The 19620-nt window shown below is 63.7% G+C and carries 14 protein-coding genes; 5 read left to right on the top strand and 9 right to left on the bottom strand.

Annotated elements, in window-relative coordinates:
- Positions 1-84: 84 nt before the first annotated feature.
- Complete coding sequence (locus ACZ5TB_RS04365; protein ID WP_464792148.1) at positions 85-990, bottom strand: LysR family transcriptional regulator; 906 nt, start codon at positions 988-990, stop codon at positions 85-87.
- 207 nt (positions 991-1197) lie between these two features.
- Here ACZ5TB_RS04365 and ACZ5TB_RS04360 point away from each other — a divergent pair, with 207 nt between their 5' ends.
- The 3 genes from ACZ5TB_RS04360 to ACZ5TB_RS04350 all read left to right on the top strand — a co-directional run bounded on the left by ACZ5TB_RS04360 (position 1198) and on the right by ACZ5TB_RS04350 (position 3281).
- Positions 1198-1434 carry a hypothetical protein gene (locus ACZ5TB_RS04360; protein WP_464792147.1) on the top strand — a complete coding sequence of 79 codons (237 nt, stop codon included), beginning with the start codon at positions 1198-1200 and terminating at the stop codon, positions 1432-1434.
- A gap of 296 nt (positions 1435-1730) precedes the next feature.
- Positions 1731-2153 carry a DUF983 domain-containing protein gene (locus ACZ5TB_RS04355; protein WP_464792146.1) on the top strand — a complete coding sequence of 141 codons (423 nt, stop codon included), beginning with the start codon at positions 1731-1733 and terminating at the stop codon, positions 2151-2153.
- A gap of 123 nt (positions 2154-2276) precedes the next feature.
- Positions 2277-3281 (top strand): IS30 family transposase, encoded by a 1005-nt coding sequence (locus ACZ5TB_RS04350; protein ID WP_464792145.1) that lies wholly within the window; start codon positions 2277-2279, stop codon positions 3279-3281.
- Positions 3282-3343: 62 nt separating this feature from the next.
- On the opposite strand, the gene secA is transcribed toward ACZ5TB_RS04350, so the two are convergent.
- Positions 3344-6076: a preprotein translocase subunit SecA gene (gene secA, locus ACZ5TB_RS04345; protein ID WP_464792144.1), complete on the bottom strand. Its 2733-nt coding sequence runs from the start codon at positions 6074-6076 to the stop codon at positions 3344-3346.
- A 163-nt stretch (positions 6077-6239) separates the two neighbouring features.
- Here secA and argJ point away from each other — a divergent pair, with 163 nt between their 5' ends.
- Both argJ and ACZ5TB_RS04335 read left to right on the top strand, forming a co-directional pair.
- Positions 6240-7466, top strand: a complete 1227-nt coding sequence (argJ, locus tag ACZ5TB_RS04340; protein WP_464792143.1) for a bifunctional glutamate N-acetyltransferase/amino-acid acetyltransferase ArgJ — start codon at positions 6240-6242, stop codon at positions 7464-7466.
- Entirely contained in the window at positions 7466-8263 is a 798-nt protein-coding gene (locus ACZ5TB_RS04335; RefSeq protein ID WP_464792142.1) for an inositol monophosphatase family protein, read from the top strand. The genes argJ and ACZ5TB_RS04335 overlap by 1 nt, the downstream gene beginning before the upstream one ends.
- A 77-nt stretch (positions 8264-8340) precedes the next feature.
- Here the strand turns inward: ACZ5TB_RS04335 and trxA are convergent, their stop codons facing one another.
- Genes trxA through ACZ5TB_RS04300 form a run of 7 tightly spaced genes read right to left on the bottom strand, consistent with a single transcriptional unit; the run spans position 8341 to position 19570 of the window.
- Positions 8341-8661 carry a thioredoxin TrxA gene (gene trxA, locus ACZ5TB_RS04330; RefSeq protein ID WP_449472362.1) on the bottom strand — a complete coding sequence of 107 codons (321 nt, stop codon included), beginning with the start codon at positions 8659-8661 and terminating at the stop codon, positions 8341-8343.
- A 30-nt stretch (positions 8662-8691) separates the two neighbouring features.
- Positions 8692-12132: a double-strand break repair helicase AddA gene (gene addA / locus ACZ5TB_RS04325; protein ID WP_464792141.1), complete on the bottom strand. Its 3441-nt coding sequence runs from the start codon at positions 12130-12132 to the stop codon at positions 8692-8694.
- Positions 12113-15088, bottom strand: a complete 2976-nt coding sequence (addB, locus tag ACZ5TB_RS04320) for a double-strand break repair protein AddB (protein WP_464792140.1) — start codon at positions 15086-15088, stop codon at positions 12113-12115. Before addB ends, addA begins: the two co-directional genes overlap by 20 nt.
- On the bottom strand, positions 15081-15791 hold the full coding sequence (locus ACZ5TB_RS04315; RefSeq protein WP_464792139.1) for a nucleotidyltransferase family protein: 711 nt from the start codon (positions 15789-15791) through the stop codon (positions 15081-15083). Before ACZ5TB_RS04315 ends, addB begins: the two co-directional genes overlap by 8 nt.
- Positions 15788-16774, bottom strand: a complete 987-nt coding sequence (locus tag ACZ5TB_RS04310) for an aminoglycoside phosphotransferase family protein (protein WP_464792484.1) — start codon at positions 16772-16774, stop codon at positions 15788-15790. The genes ACZ5TB_RS04315 and ACZ5TB_RS04310 overlap by 4 nt, the downstream gene beginning before the upstream one ends.
- Complete coding sequence (gene tsaE, locus ACZ5TB_RS04305; protein ID WP_464792483.1) at positions 16771-17208, bottom strand: tRNA (adenosine(37)-N6)-threonylcarbamoyltransferase complex ATPase subunit type 1 TsaE; 438 nt, start codon at positions 17206-17208, stop codon at positions 16771-16773. The genes ACZ5TB_RS04310 and tsaE overlap by 4 nt, the downstream gene beginning before the upstream one ends.
- A 13-nt stretch (positions 17209-17221) precedes the next feature.
- Positions 17222-19570, bottom strand: coding sequence for a PAS domain-containing sensor histidine kinase (locus ACZ5TB_RS04300; RefSeq protein WP_464792138.1), 2349 nt, complete (start codon positions 19568-19570; stop codon positions 17222-17224).
- Positions 19571-19620 lie beyond the last annotated feature (50 nt).

Below are 19620 nucleotides of genomic sequence, written 5' to 3'. Positions count from 1 at the left end.
GCCTGCAGCCTTCGATCCGCCGCCATGGTGCCGGGCCACCCGGCTCGGGTCAAATTGAAGCCCCTAATGGGTGATAGAGATATTCTATGAAGCGGCGCGATACCCGTTGGGCAAGCGCAGGTCGCGCGCGACGCTGAGGACCGCTTGAGCCAACGGTCCCATCGGTGCACGATCCGACACTATGACGCCCACCCGACTGCCCTCCGCCGTGGCGGGCAGCGGATAGGTGCGCGCCCAGGCCAGCCCCTCCAGCAAGGTCGCATGATTTTCCGGAATGATGGAACAGAGCCGCCCCTGCTGCACGAGGCCGAGCAGCGCGACATAGCTGTCCGCCGTGACCACCGGGCGCAGGGCAAGCCCGCGTTCGGCCAGACGCGCGTCCAGAATCCGCCTGTTCTGCATGCCCTGATGCAACAGGCACAGCGGCAGGTCCGCAAGATCGGCCCAATCGAGCGGATCGGGTATCGCCGCACAGCCGACCGCACCGATGAGGATGGCCCGCTCCGTATAAAGAGGCACCGACAAGGCGTGAGCCGGGGGCTCAAAATCGAGATAGGTGATCCCGGCGTCCAGTTCGAAGGCAGCAAGGCCCCGCTCGATCTGCCGGGAAGTGAGCGCGCGGACGGAGATGTTAAGGCCCTGATGGCGCTCCAGCATCGCTTCGGTGAGATGGCCGATCACCGGCATGGCGGCCGGGATCGCGCCCAACCTTAATTCGCCCTTCAACGGACCACGGGCCGTTTCCGCCGCGTGACCAAGGGCTTCGGCAGCGGCGATCAGTTGCCGTGCCCATGGCAGGATAGCCTCTCCCTCAGCCGTCAATCCCACATATTTGCGATCGCGCCGGATCAGCCGCTTTCCCAGTTGCGCTTCCAGTGACGCGATGCCCACGGACAGGGTGGGTTGCGAGACATTGCAATAGGACGCGGCGCGCGCGAAATGACCTTCGCGCTCCAACGCCAGGAAATATTCGACAAGGCGCGTCTGCATGCTGTCATCTACACTGGATCGGGCGCAAGTTCATAGAGCGAAACTATGGCCGCCGTTTGGAGCAGTGATCGGGGCGCGAATTCGGCCGTATGCGCATCCTGTTGGCCGATTATGCAGATGATCGCACCTGCGCCTCGCCTTAACCCTCGTTAAGGAGTATCGTGAACCAGCATGCTATCACTTCCACCTCACCATCTGGAGGTTGCAATGTCTGGGCAAACGGATGCACCTTATTTGTTCCGGCGCGCACGGGAGGAAGCTGCCAAGGTAAACGAGGCCTTGGCAAGGCACGCTCCGGCCGAAGAGGTCGCGGCGCATCGGGAATTGGCGTTGCGGTACAAGGTGCGGGCGCTGGCCGCTTCCTGTCCCGATCAGGTCCTGCATGACGCCATGGAAAATTTTGACGTGCCGGGCGACCCCGTAGGCGGAAAGCCTGCGCATTAATAACCCAGGGGGATTGCAGCCGATACAAATGAAAGCGCCCCCGAGCAAGGGATGCCGGGGGCGCGACTTGTATGCTGTCGGGCATCCAAATCGCGGCGCGTTTAACAGAAATTGTTGACGGCCGCAATCCAGTGATAACTTTCCAGCGGCCATGCCGTAACGTCAGCACGGCACGTCGCCTGTCCAACTGTGCAATTTACTGATGGGACAAAAAGGCCAATTGAATTAGCGTCCCCTGCCATCACATGGAGCTTGCCAAGCGAAGGCCCGGAATGTGCGCAGGGGGAAAGCAGGATATGGTTCAACCGTCGAATAAGTGGCTACGGCGATCGCCGATCGAAACCGGCGCGCTGGGCCGCTGCCCCCGGTGCGGTAAGGGACATATTTTCAAAGGCTTCCTCACCGTTCGCGATCGGTGTGAGGTTTGCGGACTGGATTATTCCTTTGCGGACCCGGCGGATGGCCCAGCGGTGTTCGTGCAGCTGTTCGCCTGCGTTCCGGGCGTCATATTCATCGTGATGCTGGAGATATTGGCGCGGCCACCTCTATGGGTGCACATCGCCGTCGGTATCCCGGTGCTCATATTGACGACAGTGTTACCGTTACGCCCGATCAAGGGCTGGCTGGTCGCCGCCCAATATGTGACGAAGGCGCAGGAGGCAGGGACGGCGGACTTATGGGCCAAGCTGCACGGAGATGGGCCGGACAAGCGGGATTGAGCGATCGGGGCGTATGGATCGCTCCTCGGTGGAATTCTTCAGACGCGAGCTGCGCCGGTAATTGATGCCTGAGATGCCCTGAGTTCACGGAACAAGTGCAACACCTGCTAGGGTGTTGTTGCGATGGGACAGAGATATGGCCAGCTCAGCCTTGAGGAGCGGATCGAGATTTACCACCTGCATGCAGGCGGTAAATCGCAAAGAGCCATAGCGGCGCATCTCGGGCGGGCGCCAGCTACGATCAGTCGCGAACTGCGGCGCAACAGCGTGCGAACCAAGGTCTGGCCCGGTGGCTATGAGCCTGTCCGCGCCCAGCAGCTTGCCGAACGCAGGCGCCGATGGGATTGCCGCTTCAAGCTGGAACGCCAACCGGACCTGCGCGGCCTTGTGAGGGACGGCCTTGCGATGGGATGGTCCCCCGAGCAGATCGCAGGCCGATTGACGCGCGAACATGGTCGCACCCTCATCAGCCCTGAGTCAATCTACCGCTTCATCTACCACCGTTCGGCACAGAAGGATTATTGGCACCGCCTGCTGCCGCGCGCCCGGCACAGGCGCGGTCACCCTGTCCCTACCGGCGGGAGCATGCTCGACATCATCAAGCATCGCCGCTCCTTGAGCGAGCGCCCTCCTGACGCCGATGATCGGCAAAGCCCAGGCCATTGGGAAGCCGATTTCATGCTGTTTGCCCGCTATGGCCAGGCCATCCTCGTCGCCCATGAACGCGCCTCCCGGTTCACGATCATCCACCGGCCACAGGATCGAAAGGCCCCAAGAACCGCAGGCCATCTGGCGGACATGCTGGCCGACCTGCCCAAAACCCTCCGGCGCTCCATCGCTTTCGACAATGGACCAGAGTTCGCCCGGCATCACCAGCTCGCAAGCCAGATCGGCATCCAGACCTTCTTCTGCGATGTCCGATCACCCTGGCAAAAAGGCGGCGTCGAAAATGCCATCGGACGCCTCCGCCGCAGCCTGCCGCGCAAAACCAACCTCGATGCCATCACCCCCGATGACATCCTCGCCGCCGTACAGCGATACAATCATACGCCAAGAAAATGCCTCGACTTCCTTACTCCCGCAGAGGCATTCTCACGCTTCAATCCAAATGTTGCACTTCAAACGTGAATCTACATGCCAGCTTACGCTGGCATGACGGATCTAGGGCGCGCTCCGTTAAATCGGAGCGCTCAGGCGAGCGCGCCGTGGCAGTGCTTGTATTTTTGACCGGAGCCACACGGGCATAGCGCGTTGCGGCTGATATCCAGATTAGTGAACTCACCGGGCTGAGCATTGCCGACCGGCGGACGCGGCAGCGTGGTCGTGATGCTGCCCAACTGGCCCGCGTCGATGTCACCGCTATTATCTTCGCCCGAGAAGGGGTCGATGTGCGTGGTGATGAAGTCGGGGAGCACCGGCAAGTCGAACTCAGGCAGCGGCTCTTCCATCCTGAACTGGACGCGCGCGATCGAGCCGGTCACATCCTCGCGGATGTTGCTCAGCATGCGCTCGAAAAGGGCGAAGGCTTCCTGCTTATATTCGTTGATCGGCGTCTTTTGCGCATAGGCGCGCAGGTGAACGACCTGGCGCAGCGCGTCGAGGGTCGACAGATGCTCTTTCCAATGATGGTCCAGGCTCTGGAGCAGGATCGATTTTTCGATCATGTGCCAGTTTTCCGGATCGATCCCGCCAATCTTTTCGGCGACCGCTTCATCGGCAAGAGCCTTGAGGCGTTCCTCGATCAATTCCGGATCGACGGCATCTTCCGTCAGCCATGCGTCGAAGTCGGGTTCAAGCCCGAGGATTTCCGCGGTGCGCGCCTTCAGCCGGTCGATATCCCACTGTTCGGGATACGTGCCCGGAGGACAGGATGCGCCGACAAGGTCGTTGACCGTTTCGTGCCGCATGTCCGTCACGACGTCATCAACGGTGTCAGCGTCCATGATGTCGGCGCGCTGTTCATAAATGACCTTGCGCTGGTCGTTCATGACGTCGTCATATTCGACGACCTGCTTGCGGATGTCGTAGTTGCGCGCTTCGACTTTCCTCTGCGCGGTTTCGATCGCCTTGCTGAGCCACTTGGACGGGGGCAGCGCCTCGCCATCCTCAAGGTTCGAACGGATCATCTTGGCGAACATGGTGTCTGGGCCGAAGATGCGCATGAGATCATCGTCGAGGCTGAGGTAGAAGCGCGAGAGGCCAGGGTCGCCCTGACGCCCTGACCGACCGCGCAGCTGGTTGTCGATGCGGCGGCTTTCATGCCGTTCGGTCGCGAGGACGAAGAGCCCACCGGCGGCAAGCACCTCGGCCTTTTCAGCCTCGATCTCGGCATCGATGCGGGCGATGGCGGCTTCGCGCTCCGGTCCTTCCGGCATGTCGCGCAGCTCGTCTTCGACGCGCATTTCCAGGTTGCCGCCCAATTTGATGTCGGTGCCGCGACCAGCCATGTTCGTGGCGATGGTGACGGCGCCCTTGCGGCCCGCCTGCGCCACGATATGCGCTTCGCTCTCATGGAAGCGGGCGTTCAGGACGGCGTGCTTCACCCCCTCTTGATTGAGGAATTCGGACAGCATTTCCGACTTTTCGATCGATACCGTGCCGACGAGGACAGGCTGCCCCTTTTCGGCATGGACCTTGATCGTCTTGGCAATGCCGCGGAACTTGTCTTCCAGATTTTTGTAGAAGCTGTCTTCTTCATCGACACGTTGCACCGGCCGGTTGGTCGGAATGGTGACGACGTTCATCTTGTAGATTTCGTAGAATTCGGTCGCTTCGGTCGCGGCCGTGCCGGTCATGCCGCCGAGTTTCGGGTACATGCGGAAAAAATTCTGGAAAGTGATGGAGGCGAGCGTCTGGTTTTCCGGCTCGATCTGGACGCCTTCCTTGGCTTCCACCGCCTGGTGCAAGCCATCCGACCAGCGGCGGCCATCCATCATACGGCCGGTGAACTCATCGATGATGATGACCTTGCCGTCTTTCACGATGTAATCGATGTCGCGGCGGAACATCACGACAGCGCGCAGCGCCTGGTTGACGTGGTGAACAACGGCGGTGTTTTCGAAATCGTAGAGGTTCGCGCCCTCCAGCAGGCCAGCATCTTCCAGCAGACGCTCGATCTTTTCCGTGCCGTCCTCGGTCAGGGTGACGGTGCGCTGCTTCTCGTCCTTCTCATAATCGGCTTCGTCCAGCTGCTTCACGATCGCATCGACGGCGACATAAAGCTCCGACTTGTCATCGGTCGGACCCGAGATGATCAGCGGGGTGCGCGCTTCGTCGATCAGGATCGAGTCCACCTCGTCAACGATGGCGAAGTTGAAGGGCCGCTGCACCATCGATGCGCGGTCGTACTTCATATTGTCGCGCAGATAGTCGAAGCCGAGTTCGTTGTTCGTGGCGTAGGTGATGTCGGCGTTATAGGCTTCGCGACGCTGATCCTCGCTGAGGTTCGGCACGATCACGCCGGTGGTGAGGCCGAGGAAACGATAGACCTGCCCCATCCATTCGCAGTCGCGGCTGGCGAGATAGTCGTTGACGGTGACGACGTGGACGCCCTTCCCCTCCAGCGCGTTCAGATAGGTGGCGAGCGTCGCGACCAGCGTCTTGCCCTCGCCCGTGCGCATTTCGGCGATCTCGCCGCGATGGAGGACGATGCCGCCGACCATCTGCACATCATAATGGCGCTGATGAAGGGTGCGCTTGGCGGCCTCGCGGACGGTGGCGAAGGCTTCTGGCAGCAGGTCGTCGAGCGTTTCGCCCTGCGTCAGGCGTTCGCGGAATCGCGCCGTCTGGGCCGTCAGTTCCTCGTCGCTCATCGCCGAAATGGCGGGTTCGAAAGATGCGATGCGTTCGACGATCTTGCCCAACGACTTTACGTAGCGTTCGTTGGACGATCCGAAGATGGACTTGGCGAGTGCGCCGAACATGCAAGTTCCTGACAAAAGGGGAGCGCGCGCCCTTTTAAGGCAACGCACACGGATATGCGCGGCGATTTAGGGTTTGGCTGTGGGATAGTCAATTGATGAGCGGCCTGAACGCTTCGATCGAGGCAATGATTGACGGACGGATGATATGCGCTAATCCGCGCTCATGACACAGCGCTCTCCCCTCGCCCCCGCAGCCTTTCCCGAACTTCCCGCCATTTCGGGCGTCACCGCGCGCGTTGCCAGCGCGCGATACAAGAATTGGGATCGGTGCGACCTGACCTATGTGGAACTGGCCGAGGGTACGGCGGTTGCTGGCGTCACGACGCAGAGCAAGTGCCCCTCGCCCGAGGTTGAGTGGTGCCGGGACGCCATTCCGCTCGGGTCGGCGCGGGCGCTGGTGGTGAATGCGGGCAATGCCAATGCTTTCACAGGCCATCGCGGGCGGGCGGCTGTCGAAGCGATCGCTGCTAAGGTCGCCAATCATCTTGGGTGCCTGCCTTCGGATGTGTTCGTGTCTTCGACTGGGGTGATCGGTGTTCCCTTGCCGGTGGACAAGGCTGAGGCTGGGCTGGAGGCGGCTTTCTCCGCCCTGCCTTGCGAGTGGGAAGAGGCGGCGAACACGATCGGCACGACTGACACCTATGCCAAGGGCGCGCGCACGAGCGCCATGATTGGCGGGACGCGCGTGGAATTGGTGGGGATCATCAAGGGATCGGGCATGATCGCGCCGGATATGGCGACGATGCTCGGCTATATCTTTACCGACGCGGCGATCGAGCCGAAGCTGTTGCAGCAGATGCTGTCGGCGGCGAACCGGCGGACTTTCTCCTGCATCACGGTTGATAGTGATACATCGACCAGTGATACGGTGCTGGCCTTTACCACGGGCAAGGCAGGCAACGCCCCGTTGGCGTCGATGGACGATGCGGGAGCGGATGCCTTTCAGGCGGCGCTGAGCGACCTTTGCCTGCAACTGGCGCATCTGGTGGTGCGCGATGGCGAGGGCGCGTCGAAGTTCATCGAGATCAGCGTCGAAGGCGCGGAAAGCGACGCAAGCGCGCACCGGATCGCGATGTCTATCGCCAATTCCCCGCTGGTGAAGACGGCGATCGCGGGCGAGGACGCCAATTGGGGCCGCGTGGTCATGGCCGTGGGCAAGGCGGGCGAGCCAGCGGATCGCGACAAGCTGTCCATCCGGTTCGGCGTGACGCAGGTGGCCTCGGGCGGGCTTGCCGTAGAGGGATATGACGAAGCGCCGGTTGCCGCGCACCTCAAGGGGCAGGATATTCAGATCGGCGTGGACCTTGGCCTTGGCGAGGGCCGCGCGACGGTCTGGACCTGCGATCTGACGCATGGATATATCTCGATCAACGCGGATTACCGTAGCTGATGCCGATTGAGCTGCATGACGATGTCGTCACGTTGATGCGTGAGGTGGCGCGGGATATCGTCATGCCGCGCTTCCAGAATTTGCGCGCCGACGAGATCAGCGAGAAGGCCGTCGATGACTTCGTCACCGTTGCCGACAGGGAAAGCGAGATCAGACTGGCCGAAGGGCTCAGCCGCATTTTGCCCGAGGCAGGCATCATCGGTGAGGAAGCCTGTGAGGCGGACCCGGCGATATTGGATCGGGCGGGTGACGGGCTTAACTGGATCATCGACCCGATCGACGGGACAGGTAATTTCGCGGCGGGGCGGCCGCCCTTTGGCATCATGATCGCGCTGGCGGATGCCGGGACGACGTTGGCGGGGTGGATATTGGACCCGCTCACCGGCCGCTTGTGTCACGCCATATTGGGCGCGGGCAGTTATATCGATGGCGAGCAGGTCCGGGCGCGGGAGAGCGGTGATCCGCTGCCGATTGCGGCGCTGGCGGTTTATTTCATGACGCCGGACGAGCGAGCCGATATTCAACGGCGGGCGGAAGGCCGCTTTGCGCTTGTGGACATTCCGCGCTGTGCGGCGGAGCAATATCCCCGGCTGGTGCTGGGGCAGAATGATGTTTCGGTCTTTGCGCGGACATTGCCGTGGGACCATGCCGCTGGGACGCTGTTTCTGAATGAGGCTGGCGGTTGTTGTCAGCGGTTGGATGGGTCGCCTTATGTGGTGGGCGATTTGCGGCGGGGGTTGTTGGGGGCTTCGTCGTCGCGGTTGTGGGAGGCGGCGGCGGAGGTGTTGTTTCATTGAGATGTGTGGGTGGAGAGGTTGCGCTTTCCCCTCTCCCCAACCCTCTCCCCTGAAGGGGAGAGGGAGTCAGAGGTGCGTTAGAGGACGCTTTCGATCCAGCCTTTTAGGGCGCTCTTGGGCGCCGCGCCGACCTTGGTGGCGGCTGCTTCGCCATTTTTGAACAGGATCATCGTCGGGATGCCGCGCACGCCATATTTGCCGGGCGCGTCGGGATTTTCGTCGATGTTGATCTTGGCGATGATGACTTTGTCAGCCAGTTCCTCGGAGATTTCTTCCAGGGCGGGGCCGATCATTTTGCAGGGGCCGCACCATTCCGCCCAGAAATCGACAAGCACGGGCTTGTCTGCGTCGATCACGTCCGCCTGGAAGCTGGTGTCGGTGACTGCCTTGGTAGCCATGTTATAATTCTCCTTCAGTTGGGCGGATATCTAGGACGGTGACGCGTCCGTCTCAACGGGTGAAAGCGGCAAATTCTCCTGCGCGGGGGGAAAGCCCGGCTTGTGCGCCGCGAGAAGATCGTGCGGAAGCGTGATGAGGCGCGGGGCGCTGGTGTAGAGCAGCGCGGCTTCTATCCGCCGGTCGGGGAAGATGACCTGAAGCGCGGCGGCGTAGGCTGCCATCTGGCGGACATGGGCGGCGGGGACTTCCTCCACGCTGAGTGGCGCTATGCGGCCCGTCTTGAAATCCACGACCTGCACGCGATCGGGGGCGATACATAGCCGATCCACGGTGCCGGAGATGACTATCTCGCCGACGACCGCAGCGACGGGCGCTTCAGCAAGGGCGCCGGGAGCAAAGAGCGGCGCGAAGTTGCTGTCCTCGATGACGCGGAGGGCCTGCGCGATGACGTCATGACGCAGTGATGCGTCGGCCGCGCCCTGTTGTTCGAGCCAGCGGTCAGCGCGTTCGCGACGTTGTTCGGGCGAAACATCCGGCAACCGTTCAAACAAGGCGTGCAGCCAGCGCCCACGCTCACTCGCCGCCCGCATGGCAGGCGTGGGCGGGGGATAGGGCACGTCATCCTCTACCGGGGCGGAAGGCGCGAGCGGCCGGGGCGGACGCGCTTCCTCTGGCGCGGGCTGACGCAGCCAGTCGGGTTCGGCATGCGACGCCGCTTCAACGGCAGCGGCCTTTTGCAGGGCACGTGGAGGCAAGGTTTCCGCGCCCAGCCAACGCCGCCGCGCGCCCCACAAATGATCGTCCTCCCATTCCGCGCCAAGGGCGATCATGGCGTTCTCGACTGCCGTGAACCAGCTTTCGGGTTGCGGCATGCCTCGGGCGCGTGGGCCTAGCGATCCGGTGACGACCAGCCTTTCCTCCGCACGAGTCAGCGCGACGTATAGCAACCGCCAATGCTCCTCCCGTTCGGCGGCGCGGGCTTCCTCCAGAACTTGCCCGATGGGACCCAGACGCTCGGACTTTCGGGGAGCGAGGATGGGCAGGCCGTTCCATTCGAGGGAATCGCTGCGCGTTCCAGCATCGGGATCAAGGCAGGCATCGGCCAGGATGACGACCGGCGCCTGCAAACCCTTCGCGCCGTGGACGGTGAGGAGCCGGAGCGAATCTCCCTGCGCGGCGGCATCGCGGACGATCTCCACTTCACCCCGGTCGAACCAGTCCACGAAACGCTGCAAGGAGGGGTGATCGTCCGTCTCAAAGGCGAGTGCAGCGTTGAGCAGTTCCTCGATCGGGTCGGCGGCTTCAATGCCGAGACGCTCGATGAGTTGGCGGCGACCTTCCATCGGGCCGGACAGGATCGATTCGAGATAGCGGTAGGGCGTGGTCAGATCCGCGCGGTTCAGTAGGGTGCGAAGCGGGGCGAGCGCCTCCTCGTCCTGGGTGCGGGTGAGATGCTGCCAAAGTCCAACGCGGCGGTTCATGGCGCGGGCCATGAGATCGTCCTGCGACCAGCCGATCAGCGGCGATACCAGCAGCGAGGCAAGATTGAGATCATCTTCAGGCTGAACGGCGAAACGGAGGGCGGCGAGGAGGTCGCGCACGGCAAGCGGTGCGTTCAGGCGAAGGCGATCGATGCCTGCAACGGCGACGCCTTCCTCATAGAGGCGAGCAACGATCAGGCGGGCTAGTTCGCTGCGACGGCGGACGAGGATCATGATGTCGCCTGCCGTGACCGGGCGGCCACGACTTTCGAGCATCATGCCGTCGTCGATCCACTGGCGGATTTGCCGCGCGATATTCTGGGCGAGCAGGCGTTCCTGATCGGCGGCCCAATCCTCCTCGCCTTCTGCGTCTTCCGACAGAACGGCGATGGCGGGTTTCCAAAGCAGGACTTCGCCGGGGAAGCGGTTGGCGCTGATGTGCTGGACGGCGCCCGAGAGGAGGCCGAGCCGCTCGGCGCTCAAGGTCGCGATCGTCTGATCGACTACGTCGAGTACGGCGGGCGTCGAGCGAAAGCTGCGTTCGAGCGACAGGTCGTGGAAGATATGGTCGGCATCTTCCGCATTGCGCTGGAACGCTATCTGCGCGGCGGCGAACGCCTGCGGGCTGGTGCCCTGAAAACCGAAGATCGCCTGCTTGAAATCGCCGACGGTGAAGATGGTGCGGACGCGATCGCCCTTGGCCCCCTCCCCTGCGAAAAATTCGGCGGCGAGCGCGCCGACGATCTGCCATTGGCTGACGTTCGTGTCCTGCGCCTCATCGACCATGATGTGGTCGATACGCTGGTCCAGCTTGTAGCGAATCCAGTCTGCGATGCCGGGTTGGGACAGAAGATTGGCGGTGCGGGCGATGAGGTCGTTGAAATCCACGGCACCGGCGAGCTGCTTCGCCTCTTGATAGGCGCGGGCGTAGGCGCGTCCTGCATGTAGCCCCTCGGCGAGCAGATCGGCATAGGCGGCGAGCGCCTTGAGGTTCAGAAGCTCGACGCAACGGGAGTGGAGGCGCGCGCTTGCCTCTCCATAGCCATCGACCGGGGGAACCCAGCCCTTGGTCGTAATGAGGTCCCCATCCTTCTTCGCCCAAGCGGCGTGCAGATCCTCCAAAGCCTCCGCGCGGTCGCGAGCGCTCAGGGCTCGCCACCGGGCTATGCGGTCACAGCGCTCCAGGGCACGGCCGGTGCCCCAATCGGCATTGGCCTGAGCAATCCAGGCGAGGGTTCGCATGTCGAACTGTGCGTCGTCGCACTGGCTGGCGAGGTGAGCGATGACGTCACCTTCAGGAAGGCCCAGTTCGCGATAGAGCGAGGCGGCGATGTCTTCAGGCAATTGCTCCAGCGCGGGCAGATGGGCAGCGCAGCGCAGGAGGAATTGTTCGGCGCCGCCTTCCCCCAAACGCAGGCTGATCGCTTGTAGCGCTTCCATGAGCCGGTCGTCGCCCTGATCCTGCGCGCGGACAGCCAGATCGGCCAGGGTCTGGCGGGCGAGCGCGGCCTGCTCCCGCTGGTCGAGGGGGCGGAAACCCGGCGGCAGGTCCGCTTCGAGCGGGAAAGCGGTCAGCAATTGCTGGCAAAAGCCGTGGATGGTCTGGATACGAAGGCCGCCGCCGGTGGATTCCAACACCTCCGCGAAGAGGCGCCGGGCGCGATCGCGAGCCTCCGGGCCGCTATCCTCGTGCAGCGCCTCCAGATCCTCGAACAGTTCGCCTTCCTCCATCTGGACCCAGGCGGCGAGGCGATCATGGATGCGGTCAGCCATTTCCGCCGCGCCAGCTTTGGTGAAGGTGAGGCAGAGGATATTTTCGGGCCGCACGCCCTGTAACAGCAGGCGGAACACGCGAGCGGTCAGCACGTGCGTCTTGCCCGTGCCTGCCGAAGCCGACAGCCACACATGGGCGTCAGGCGACGCGGCGCGCGCCTGCGCTCCCGCGAGCGGTTGAAGGGCCGAGGTCTTCCTAGACATCGTCGCGGCCATACCATTCCTCCAGCCGCATCAGCTGGTCATAGTCGCCGTAGTTTGCGACTTCGGGATTTACTTGCGCGTCGAAGGGGGCGTTACCCGTCAGATAATCCCCGGCGATTTTCTCGAACCATTCGTGGACGAGCGCGGTGAAAGACGATGTCACGATCTTGTCGCGCTTGCCCATCGGATCGACGGGGCTTTCCCGGTAGCCGAAGGCGTCGTTCTTCTTGGCGAGGGACCAATATTCGAAGCATCCTGTGGTTCCAGCGCCGTCGATGGCCGGGAAGCCCCCCTGTTCGACGATGAGGCCCAATAGCCCTAATTGGAGCGAATAGCCCGCCTTGACCTGCTTGGCGCTGGGCGGTTTGCCGGTTTTGTAATCGACTATGGCTAGCGATCCGTCCGGCATCCGGTCGATGCGGTCAGCCTTGCCGGTGAGGGTCACGCCAGCGATGTCCGCACGGCCGTCCGTCTCCACCGCCAGGATGGAGCGACCTGCTGCCTGATCGTCGGTCACCTCGGCAGCGATCCAGCGGATGGCCTCGATCAAACGTGGTTGCCAGAGCGCTTTCAGCAACGGGTGCACATCGGGCCGGTCGAACATCGCGCGGGCGCGAGCTTCCAGATCGGCGGGATCGCGCCGTCCGGCCTCCGCCCAGTGCTGGAGGATTTCATGGACAGCCGTGCCGCGCCATGCGGGGCCAGCGTCGGCATCGACCGGGTCGAGGCGATTGAGGCGCAATATCCGCTTGGCGTAAAAGGCGAAGGGGTCAGCCTTTAGGCGGTCCACATCCGTGACAGGGATCAGCTTCGGGCGGACGGAGGCGGGTGGCACTGGCGCGGGGCGGCGGCTGGGCTGGTGCCGCGCTGGGCGGTCGAGTGCCTGCGCCAGCGCGGCGTAACGATCCGCGCTCTTCCATTGCGGGCCAGCCATTGCCTTCAGGCGCAACCAGAAGCGGGAGGCTATGGCGGGGCCTCCCGCCCCCCTTCTTGCGCGGGTGATGAGGACGTGGGGGGCGCCCAATGCGCTCGCAAAGTCATGGGCTGCGCGGCCGATGCGGGTTTCGAGCCCCGGAAGACCGAGTTCCCTCCGGATGCGCGGAGCAAGCCAGGGATCGGGCGATGGCAGGCCGGGCCATGTACCCTCGTTGAGGCCGCCGAGAATCATGAGGTCGGCCTGAACCAACTGGGCCTCGATCAGACCCAATATAGAGATGCGCGGATGGCCGCCCTGAATCGGGCGCACAGAAATGCCGCCCAACATATTGTCGAGCAGCGTCGGGAGGGAGCGGATGTCAGACTGTTGAGGGCCTTCCGGGGCCGCCTGTTCCAACTCCGCGAACAGATCGGCGGCGGCGTGGCCCTGCACACCGGACCATATGGCATCGCCGGTCAATGCTCCGGCTTGTTCGCGGAGGGCCGCCAGTTGCGCGGCAAAGGTCGGGGCGGCTGCGCAGGCTTGCTCCAGCGGTTCGAGCAGCGCGCGCGCCTGGGACCACCATTGCCGTGTCTGGGTTCGCAGCGCCTGCTGGCGATCCTCTCCTTCGCGTTCGTTCAGGAGCAGATCGATCCCTTGAAGGCCCGCAGGAGGACGCGGGCCGCGTAGTAATAGATCAAGATCACGCACACCCTCCAGCCAAGGGAGCCGCCCTTCACCGCGCATGACCAGCGGATGTTTGAGCAGGGTCAGCAGCGCGACGGGCGCGAAGCGTTCTGCCACCGCTTGGGCGAGCGCAATGAGCAAGGTGCCGGGCGGCAGGCGAGACAGGGGCAGACCAGCGGAATCGTCGGCTGATATTCCCCAGCGCGCCAGATGCGCCGACACGCGCGTGGCAAGCTGGCGGTCGGGCGTAACCAGCGCGGCGGTACGGCCCTGCGTTTCCACCGCCTCGCGCAGGGCGATGGCGATCGCCTGCGCTTCCTCGCCGGGCGTTGCAACTTCCAGAGCCTCTACCCCTGTGAGTGACCGGTCGGCCGTCCTGAGATCGCGCCAACGGCTGGTGAGGCGCGGGGGGAGCATGGCGTTGGAGATGTTGCGGCTGCGGACGGCGCGTGCATCATGCTCGCTGCCCCAGCGCCACAGCGCTACGTCATCGCGGGTGGCGCTCATTTCGTTGAGCAACCGCTTCAGGGCATATTGGGGATGAGTTTCATGCGCAGGGGGCGCACGGCCGGTTACCGGGTCCGGCGCGAAGGGACCGATGGCATCCCATGCGGCTTCGTCCATTTCATGGTCGAGGCCAGCGAAAACGACGCTGCCGCGTGGCAGGACGGCAATCCTTCGAAGCAGACCCGCGACCGCCGGAGCGGTCGTGGCTATGCCAGCGGCGATGACGAAACCGGACGGCGGCTCTGAGGCCCAACGTGTGGCGAGACGATCGAACAGGCGATTGCGGCGGTCGGCCAGGTCAATGAGGCCAAGCCGTGCCAATTCCTCGGGCCAGCGGCGAATGAGGATGGAGAATAGATCGAGCGATCTTTGCCAATGGCCCGACAGTTCATCCGACAGCGTGAGTTCGGAAAGCGCGGTGATGGGAACCCGCTCCACCTGCATCTGGTCGAGCACTGTGCCAAGCGCCTGACCGAGCTTGATCGCCTGCGCGGCGTCCATTGGCTGGCCAGATGCCTGCTGAACCATGCGGGCCAGGATCATCTGGCGGCGCATGGGCGCAATTGCCGGGGGAATGGCCTCTCCCTCCGCCAGAGGATCGAGCGCGCCGCCCGCCTGTTCGCCAAGATCAGGATCGCCGATCGCGACCAATCGGGGAAGAAGCAGGCCGCCGCCCGATCGGCGAACAAAAGCGTCGCTGACGGCACGGATGGCGCGGTTGGTGGGCAGCAGAATCATGCCCTGCGCCAGCGCCATGGGATCGCCGCCATGCTGCGCGACTATGCCCGCTGCCAAGGCGTCGGAAAAGGCGCGGTGCGCGGGGATGTTGAACAAGGCGGGCCGGGTGCGGTCACCCATAGGCGAGCATCGATTCCACAAAAGGAATGGCACGCGGCGTGCCGACGTCGAACCAGAGGCCCTGATGTGACACGCCGTAGAGCCGCCCCGCTTCTATAGCGCGGTTCCAGAAGATATTGGTCGAAAAGACGTCGGATGGCGGATCGACCAGCAGGCTGGGCGAAAGGATCTGCACGCCGGTAAAGACGAAGGGCGCGACATGGCTCGTCTTGCGGCGGCTCAACCGGCCAGAGGCGTCCATGTGGAAGTCGCCCGGTCCCGTATGACAATGGGCGCGGGCGAGCGGCACCAGCAGCAGCAGAGCGTCCATGCGATCGGGGTCCCACAGGCGCTGCATCATGCTCAGCGTTTCCTGCGGCCCGTCAATCCAAAGATTGTCGCTATTGGCGCAGAAGAAGGGCTTTTCGCCCAGCAGCGAACGCGCATGGATCAAGCCCCCGCCCGTTTCCAGCAGCTTGGGGCGCTCGTCCGAAATCAGCACCTGCATGCCGTTCGAATGGGCATTGAGATGCGCCTCGACCGTGTCGGCGAGGTAATGGACATTGACCACCACCTTGCGGATGCCGCCAGCGGAAAGCCGGTCCAGCGCATGGTCCATCAGCGGCTTGCCGGCCACCTTGACCAGCGGCTTTGGACGCGTGGCCGTGAGCGGGCGCATCCGCTTCCCAAGGCCAGCCGCCATCAGCATTGCCGTGTCGATCATGCGGGGACGTTATCCTGAAGCGCGAGGTGGCGCTTTTCCGCTGGGATGTTGGCGGCGAACCAGTCCGCTACCGGCGCGAGCGCGGGGTGCGCCAAGTCGCGTTCCAGTAGGTCCCACATGCGCGGCAGGAAGGACAGGTAGCGTGGCTTTCCGTCCCGCTTCCAAAGCCGCGTGAAGATACCGATGATCTTCGCATTCCGCTGCGCGCCCAGCACGGCATAGGCGGCGTCGAAGTCGGCCGGGGGATTTGCGATGGCCTTATAATGGCCAACCATCGCGGCCTCCACCTCCGGCGGCACATCGCGTCGAGCGTCCTGAAGCAGCGACACGAGATCGTAAGCCGGATGCCCGGCAAGCGCGTCCTGAAAGTCGAGCAGGCCAAGCCCGCGCGCCTCGGGCCGATCGATCAGCATGATATTTTCGGCATGATAATCGCGCAGCACCGTGACAGTGGGGCTGACGGATTGCTCCACGATCGGCAACACGGCATCCCAGGCGCGGGTATAAGCGTCCGCATCCACGGAAAGGCCTATCGCGGGGCAGTACCATTCAGTGAGCAGCCCGGCTTCGCGTTGATAGACAGCGCGGTCATAGGGTGGCAGTTCTGCGGCAGGCAGGCGATGAAGATCAGCGAGCAGCTCGACTGCGCGGCTATAAACGCCTTCCTCGTCGGCGGGGACATCGTCCAGATGTTCCTTGACCCGCAAGTCGCCGAAATCCTCGATGAGCACCAAACCTTGTTCCAGGTCGCGGGCAAGGATCGCCGGGGCAGCAAAACCCTGCCCGGTCAGATGTTCGGCAATGGCGATAAAGGGGCGCGGGTCCTCATGTGGCGGCGGCGCGTCCATCAGCACGGCACGGCGCGCGCCATCGACCACGCGGAAGTAGCGGCGAAACGATGCATCACCCGCCAGCGGGACGATAGCGGCGTGCCCCCACCCCGCAGCTGAGAGAAAGGCGGGAGCGGAAGCGGGCGGGATCATATCTGCGACCATCGCTCTGTCCAAGCGTCCGGCACGCGCACTGTCAAGCGCCGAGCGCCGTCGGGTTCAATGTCGATGTGGAGCCGCAGCGCGTGGGGCCATGCATCCGGACCCAGACGGTCGGGCCATTCCACGATCAGCAGGCTGTCCATCAGATATTCGTCGAGCGCCAGTTCCTCCGCTTCCTTGGCATCATCAAGACGATAGAGATCGACATGGGCGACGGGCAGCTTCACCTCCGGCACATCATAGGGCTGGACGATCGCGAAGCTGGGGCTTGGCGCCTCTCCTTCAAGACCAAGCCCCTCCAATATGCCGCGCGCGAGCGTCGTCTTACCCGCGCCAAGGCCGCCCTCCAGCGCAATGACGTCTCCGATGCGCGCCACGTCAGCCAGACGGCGGCCGAGCACCAACATCGCCGCTTCGTCGGGCATGGTCAGGCTCTGCTCAGCCACGGGGTAGCTCGATCACCGCCATGGTGCCCTGCCCCGGCTCCGACACGAGCTGGAGGGTGCCGCCATGCGCCTCGGCCAATTGCTTGGCGAGCGGCAGGCCTATCCCGGCCTTTTCGCCGCTGCGCGCCTGTTCCGCCCGCGCCGCCGCATCAAAGATCGTGGCTCGACGCTGCGCACTGATCCCGGGACCGTTATCGGACACGACCAGCCGCGCGGAGTCGCTGCTACCGTCGCCGTGCAGCAATACGCGTGCGCCGCGCCCGCTGTAGCAGACCGCATTTTCCAGCAAATGATCGAGCGCCTGGCCGATCCGGCGGCTGTCGCCTTCCACCTTCCCCAATGTTTCATGCAGGGAGATCGCAAGGTCGATACCCTTGGCCGTTGCCTCACCCTTGATCCGTTCGATGCTTTCCTTTGCCAGGACGGCGAGATCGACAGGAGCGCGGTCGATCGGGAGCATCCCTGCTTCTCCTTGTGTCAGGTCCAGCACATTGTCGATCAACATGGCCAGGCGATTGGTACTCTGAAGAATGCCATCGACATATTCCTTGGCGGAATCGCTCATCTCCCCGGCATAACCGGCGCTCATCATTTCGGCGAAACCCGCGATGGTGGTGAGCGGCGTACGCAATTCGTAGCTCATATTGGTGACGAAGGCGGTCTTGACCCGATCAGCCTGCTCAAGCGCTTCGTTGCGGTCGCGCAGCACCTGTTCGACCCGGCGGCTGTCGGTCACATCCAGCATCGTGAAAAGCGCATTGCCGTCGGGGAGAGGGATGGCCGCAAATTCGAAGATGCGGCCGTCTGCAAAGCCGACATGGCCGACGCGCTGCTTACGCTCCACTGTCGCGGCGCGGACCAGTTCGCGGACGAGATTGGCTTGCTGCGGCTTGGCGAGGCGGGATTGGACGGCGCGGAGAAGCTCGTCGATGCGCGGGTGCTGCGCCAGGAGATCTTCGGAGATTTCCCAGATCGAGCGGAAACGGCTGTTCCACAGCGACAAACGACCATCGGACGAAAAGACGCCGATCGACTCGAACAGATTGTCGAACGTAGCCGTGCGGACTCGCAGCAGCGTGTCGCGCGCGCTGGAAAGCTGGACCTGTTCCGTCCGATCCTCAAAGATCAGGAGCAGACCGCCGTCAGGCAGTGGCTGACCATAGACGCGCAAATGCGTCCCATCGGCGAGCAGCCAGTTTTCCTCACGCGGATCGGGGGAGAGGAACCAATCGCGGCGTTCGGCGCGCCATGCCGGAAAATCGCGATGTTCGGGCAGGCGGCGAGCCTCGCGCATGCGGTCGAGGACGCGTTCAAATACCGGCTGGTCGGCCAGATGTTCCTGATCCAGCCCGAACAGGCTCATGAATGGCTGGTTCCAGAAACGCAGGGTGCGATCCGGGCCAAAGCGGGCCACGCCTGCGGAGAGGCGATCGAGCAGGTCGCGCTGAGCCGCTTCAAGGCGGCGATGCTCGACCCGAGCCTGTTCAAGCTCATTCTGGTCCATCGCGAAACCGGCGACGCCAGCTTCGCCAAGCGGCACATCGACGACCCGCATCGTTCGGCGTTCGCCATCGATTGTCGCTGGCACCATGCGCTCGACCACCCGATCCTCGGCCAGCGCCTGCTCTGCAGATGACTGAGGGCCAAGGCCGCCCACCGCCTCGACCAATTCTGTCCCATGGGCAATGACGTCAGCTGCATTGGCCCCATCCACCGCGCGGACATAGGCAGCGTTGACGAGGCTGAGGCGCATGTCGGCGGTGCGATGCCACATTGGGAAAGGCGCGGCTTCCACAAGGCCAGCGAGCGCTTCCAGGGCCTCGCGCAACTGCTCCACCTTGCTCTTCAGCGCCTGGATTTCCGACTGGCTGTCGGTCGCGTCGAATATCCACAGGACTACGCCGCCGCTTTCGGCGAGCACTGGCCCGGCAGGCGCGCCGCGCACCAGCAGGAGCCGGGAGGACCCCTCTCCTCGCACAGGCAGGGCGAAGCTGCGTCCGGCGCGCTGGGCCGCCGCTATTTCCTGCGCGAGAGCCGCTGCGTCCTCCGGTTCCAGGCCGCCGTCGGGCGCGGTCAGTTCGGATACGAAAGCGGGCACCCGGTCCTTGCCAAGCCATTTGGCGAGCCGGTCGGCGGCCTCGATCCGGCCATCGGCATGAATGATGATGGGGGCGGCGGGCGCTGAAGCGAGCAGGCTGGACAGGCGGTCGAACTTGCCCTGAACCTGCGTGCCCTCGCGCCGCATGCGCTGCCCGGTCGAAAGCGCCCACACTGCGGCGGCCAGCCAGGCGGCCAGCACGATCCCCAATATGACTGCGGCAAATGGGGTCAATGACGTCATTGCGCCTGTTCACCCCTCATCGCGACCTGCCACCCCTTTGCATGATTATC

The organism is Sphingobium sp. TomTYG74 (assembly GCF_055393875.1).
The sequence above is the reverse complement of the archived record's forward strand: the minus strand, read 5'-3'. Positions and strand labels throughout refer to the sequence as shown.

Coding starts and splice junctions, on each gene's coding strand:
- ACZ5TB_RS04365 (WP_464792148.1), bottom strand. CDS start 990: ATGCAGACGCGCCTTGTCGAATATTTCCTGGCGTTGGAGCGCGAAGGT.
- ACZ5TB_RS04360 (WP_464792147.1), top strand. CDS start 1,198: ATGTCTGGGCAAACGGATGCACCTTATTTGTTCCGGCGCGCACGGGAG.
- ACZ5TB_RS04355 (WP_464792146.1), top strand. CDS start 1,731: ATGGTTCAACCGTCGAATAAGTGGCTACGGCGATCGCCGATCGAAACC.
- ACZ5TB_RS04350 (WP_464792145.1), top strand. CDS start 2,277: ATGGGACAGAGATATGGCCAGCTCAGCCTTGAGGAGCGGATCGAGATT.
- secA (WP_464792144.1), bottom strand. CDS start 6,076: ATGTTCGGCGCACTCGCCAAGTCCATCTTCGGATCGTCCAACGAACGC.
- argJ (WP_464792143.1), top strand. CDS start 6,240: ATGACACAGCGCTCTCCCCTCGCCCCCGCAGCCTTTCCCGAACTTCCC.
- ACZ5TB_RS04335 (WP_464792142.1), top strand. CDS start 7,466: ATGCCGATTGAGCTGCATGACGATGTCGTCACGTTGATGCGTGAGGTG.
- trxA (WP_449472362.1), bottom strand. CDS start 8,661: ATGGCTACCAAGGCAGTCACCGACACCAGCTTCCAGGCGGACGTGATC.
- addA (WP_464792141.1), bottom strand. CDS start 12,132: ATGGCCGCGACGATGTCTAGGAAGACCTCGGCCCTTCAACCGCTCGCG.
- addB (WP_464792140.1), bottom strand. CDS start 15,088: ATGGGTGACCGCACCCGGCCCGCCTTGTTCAACATCCCCGCGCACCGC.
- ACZ5TB_RS04315 (WP_464792139.1), bottom strand. CDS start 15,791: ATGATCGACACGGCAATGCTGATGGCGGCTGGCCTTGGGAAGCGGATG.
- ACZ5TB_RS04310 (WP_464792484.1), bottom strand. CDS start 16,774: ATGATCCCGCCCGCTTCCGCTCCCGCCTTTCTCTCAGCTGCGGGGTGG.
- tsaE (WP_464792483.1), bottom strand. CDS start 17,208: ATGCCCGACGAAGCGGCGATGTTGGTGCTCGGCCGCCGTCTGGCTGAC.
- ACZ5TB_RS04300 (WP_464792138.1), bottom strand. CDS start 19,570: ATGACGTCATTGACCCCATTTGCCGCAGTCATATTGGGGATCGTGCTG.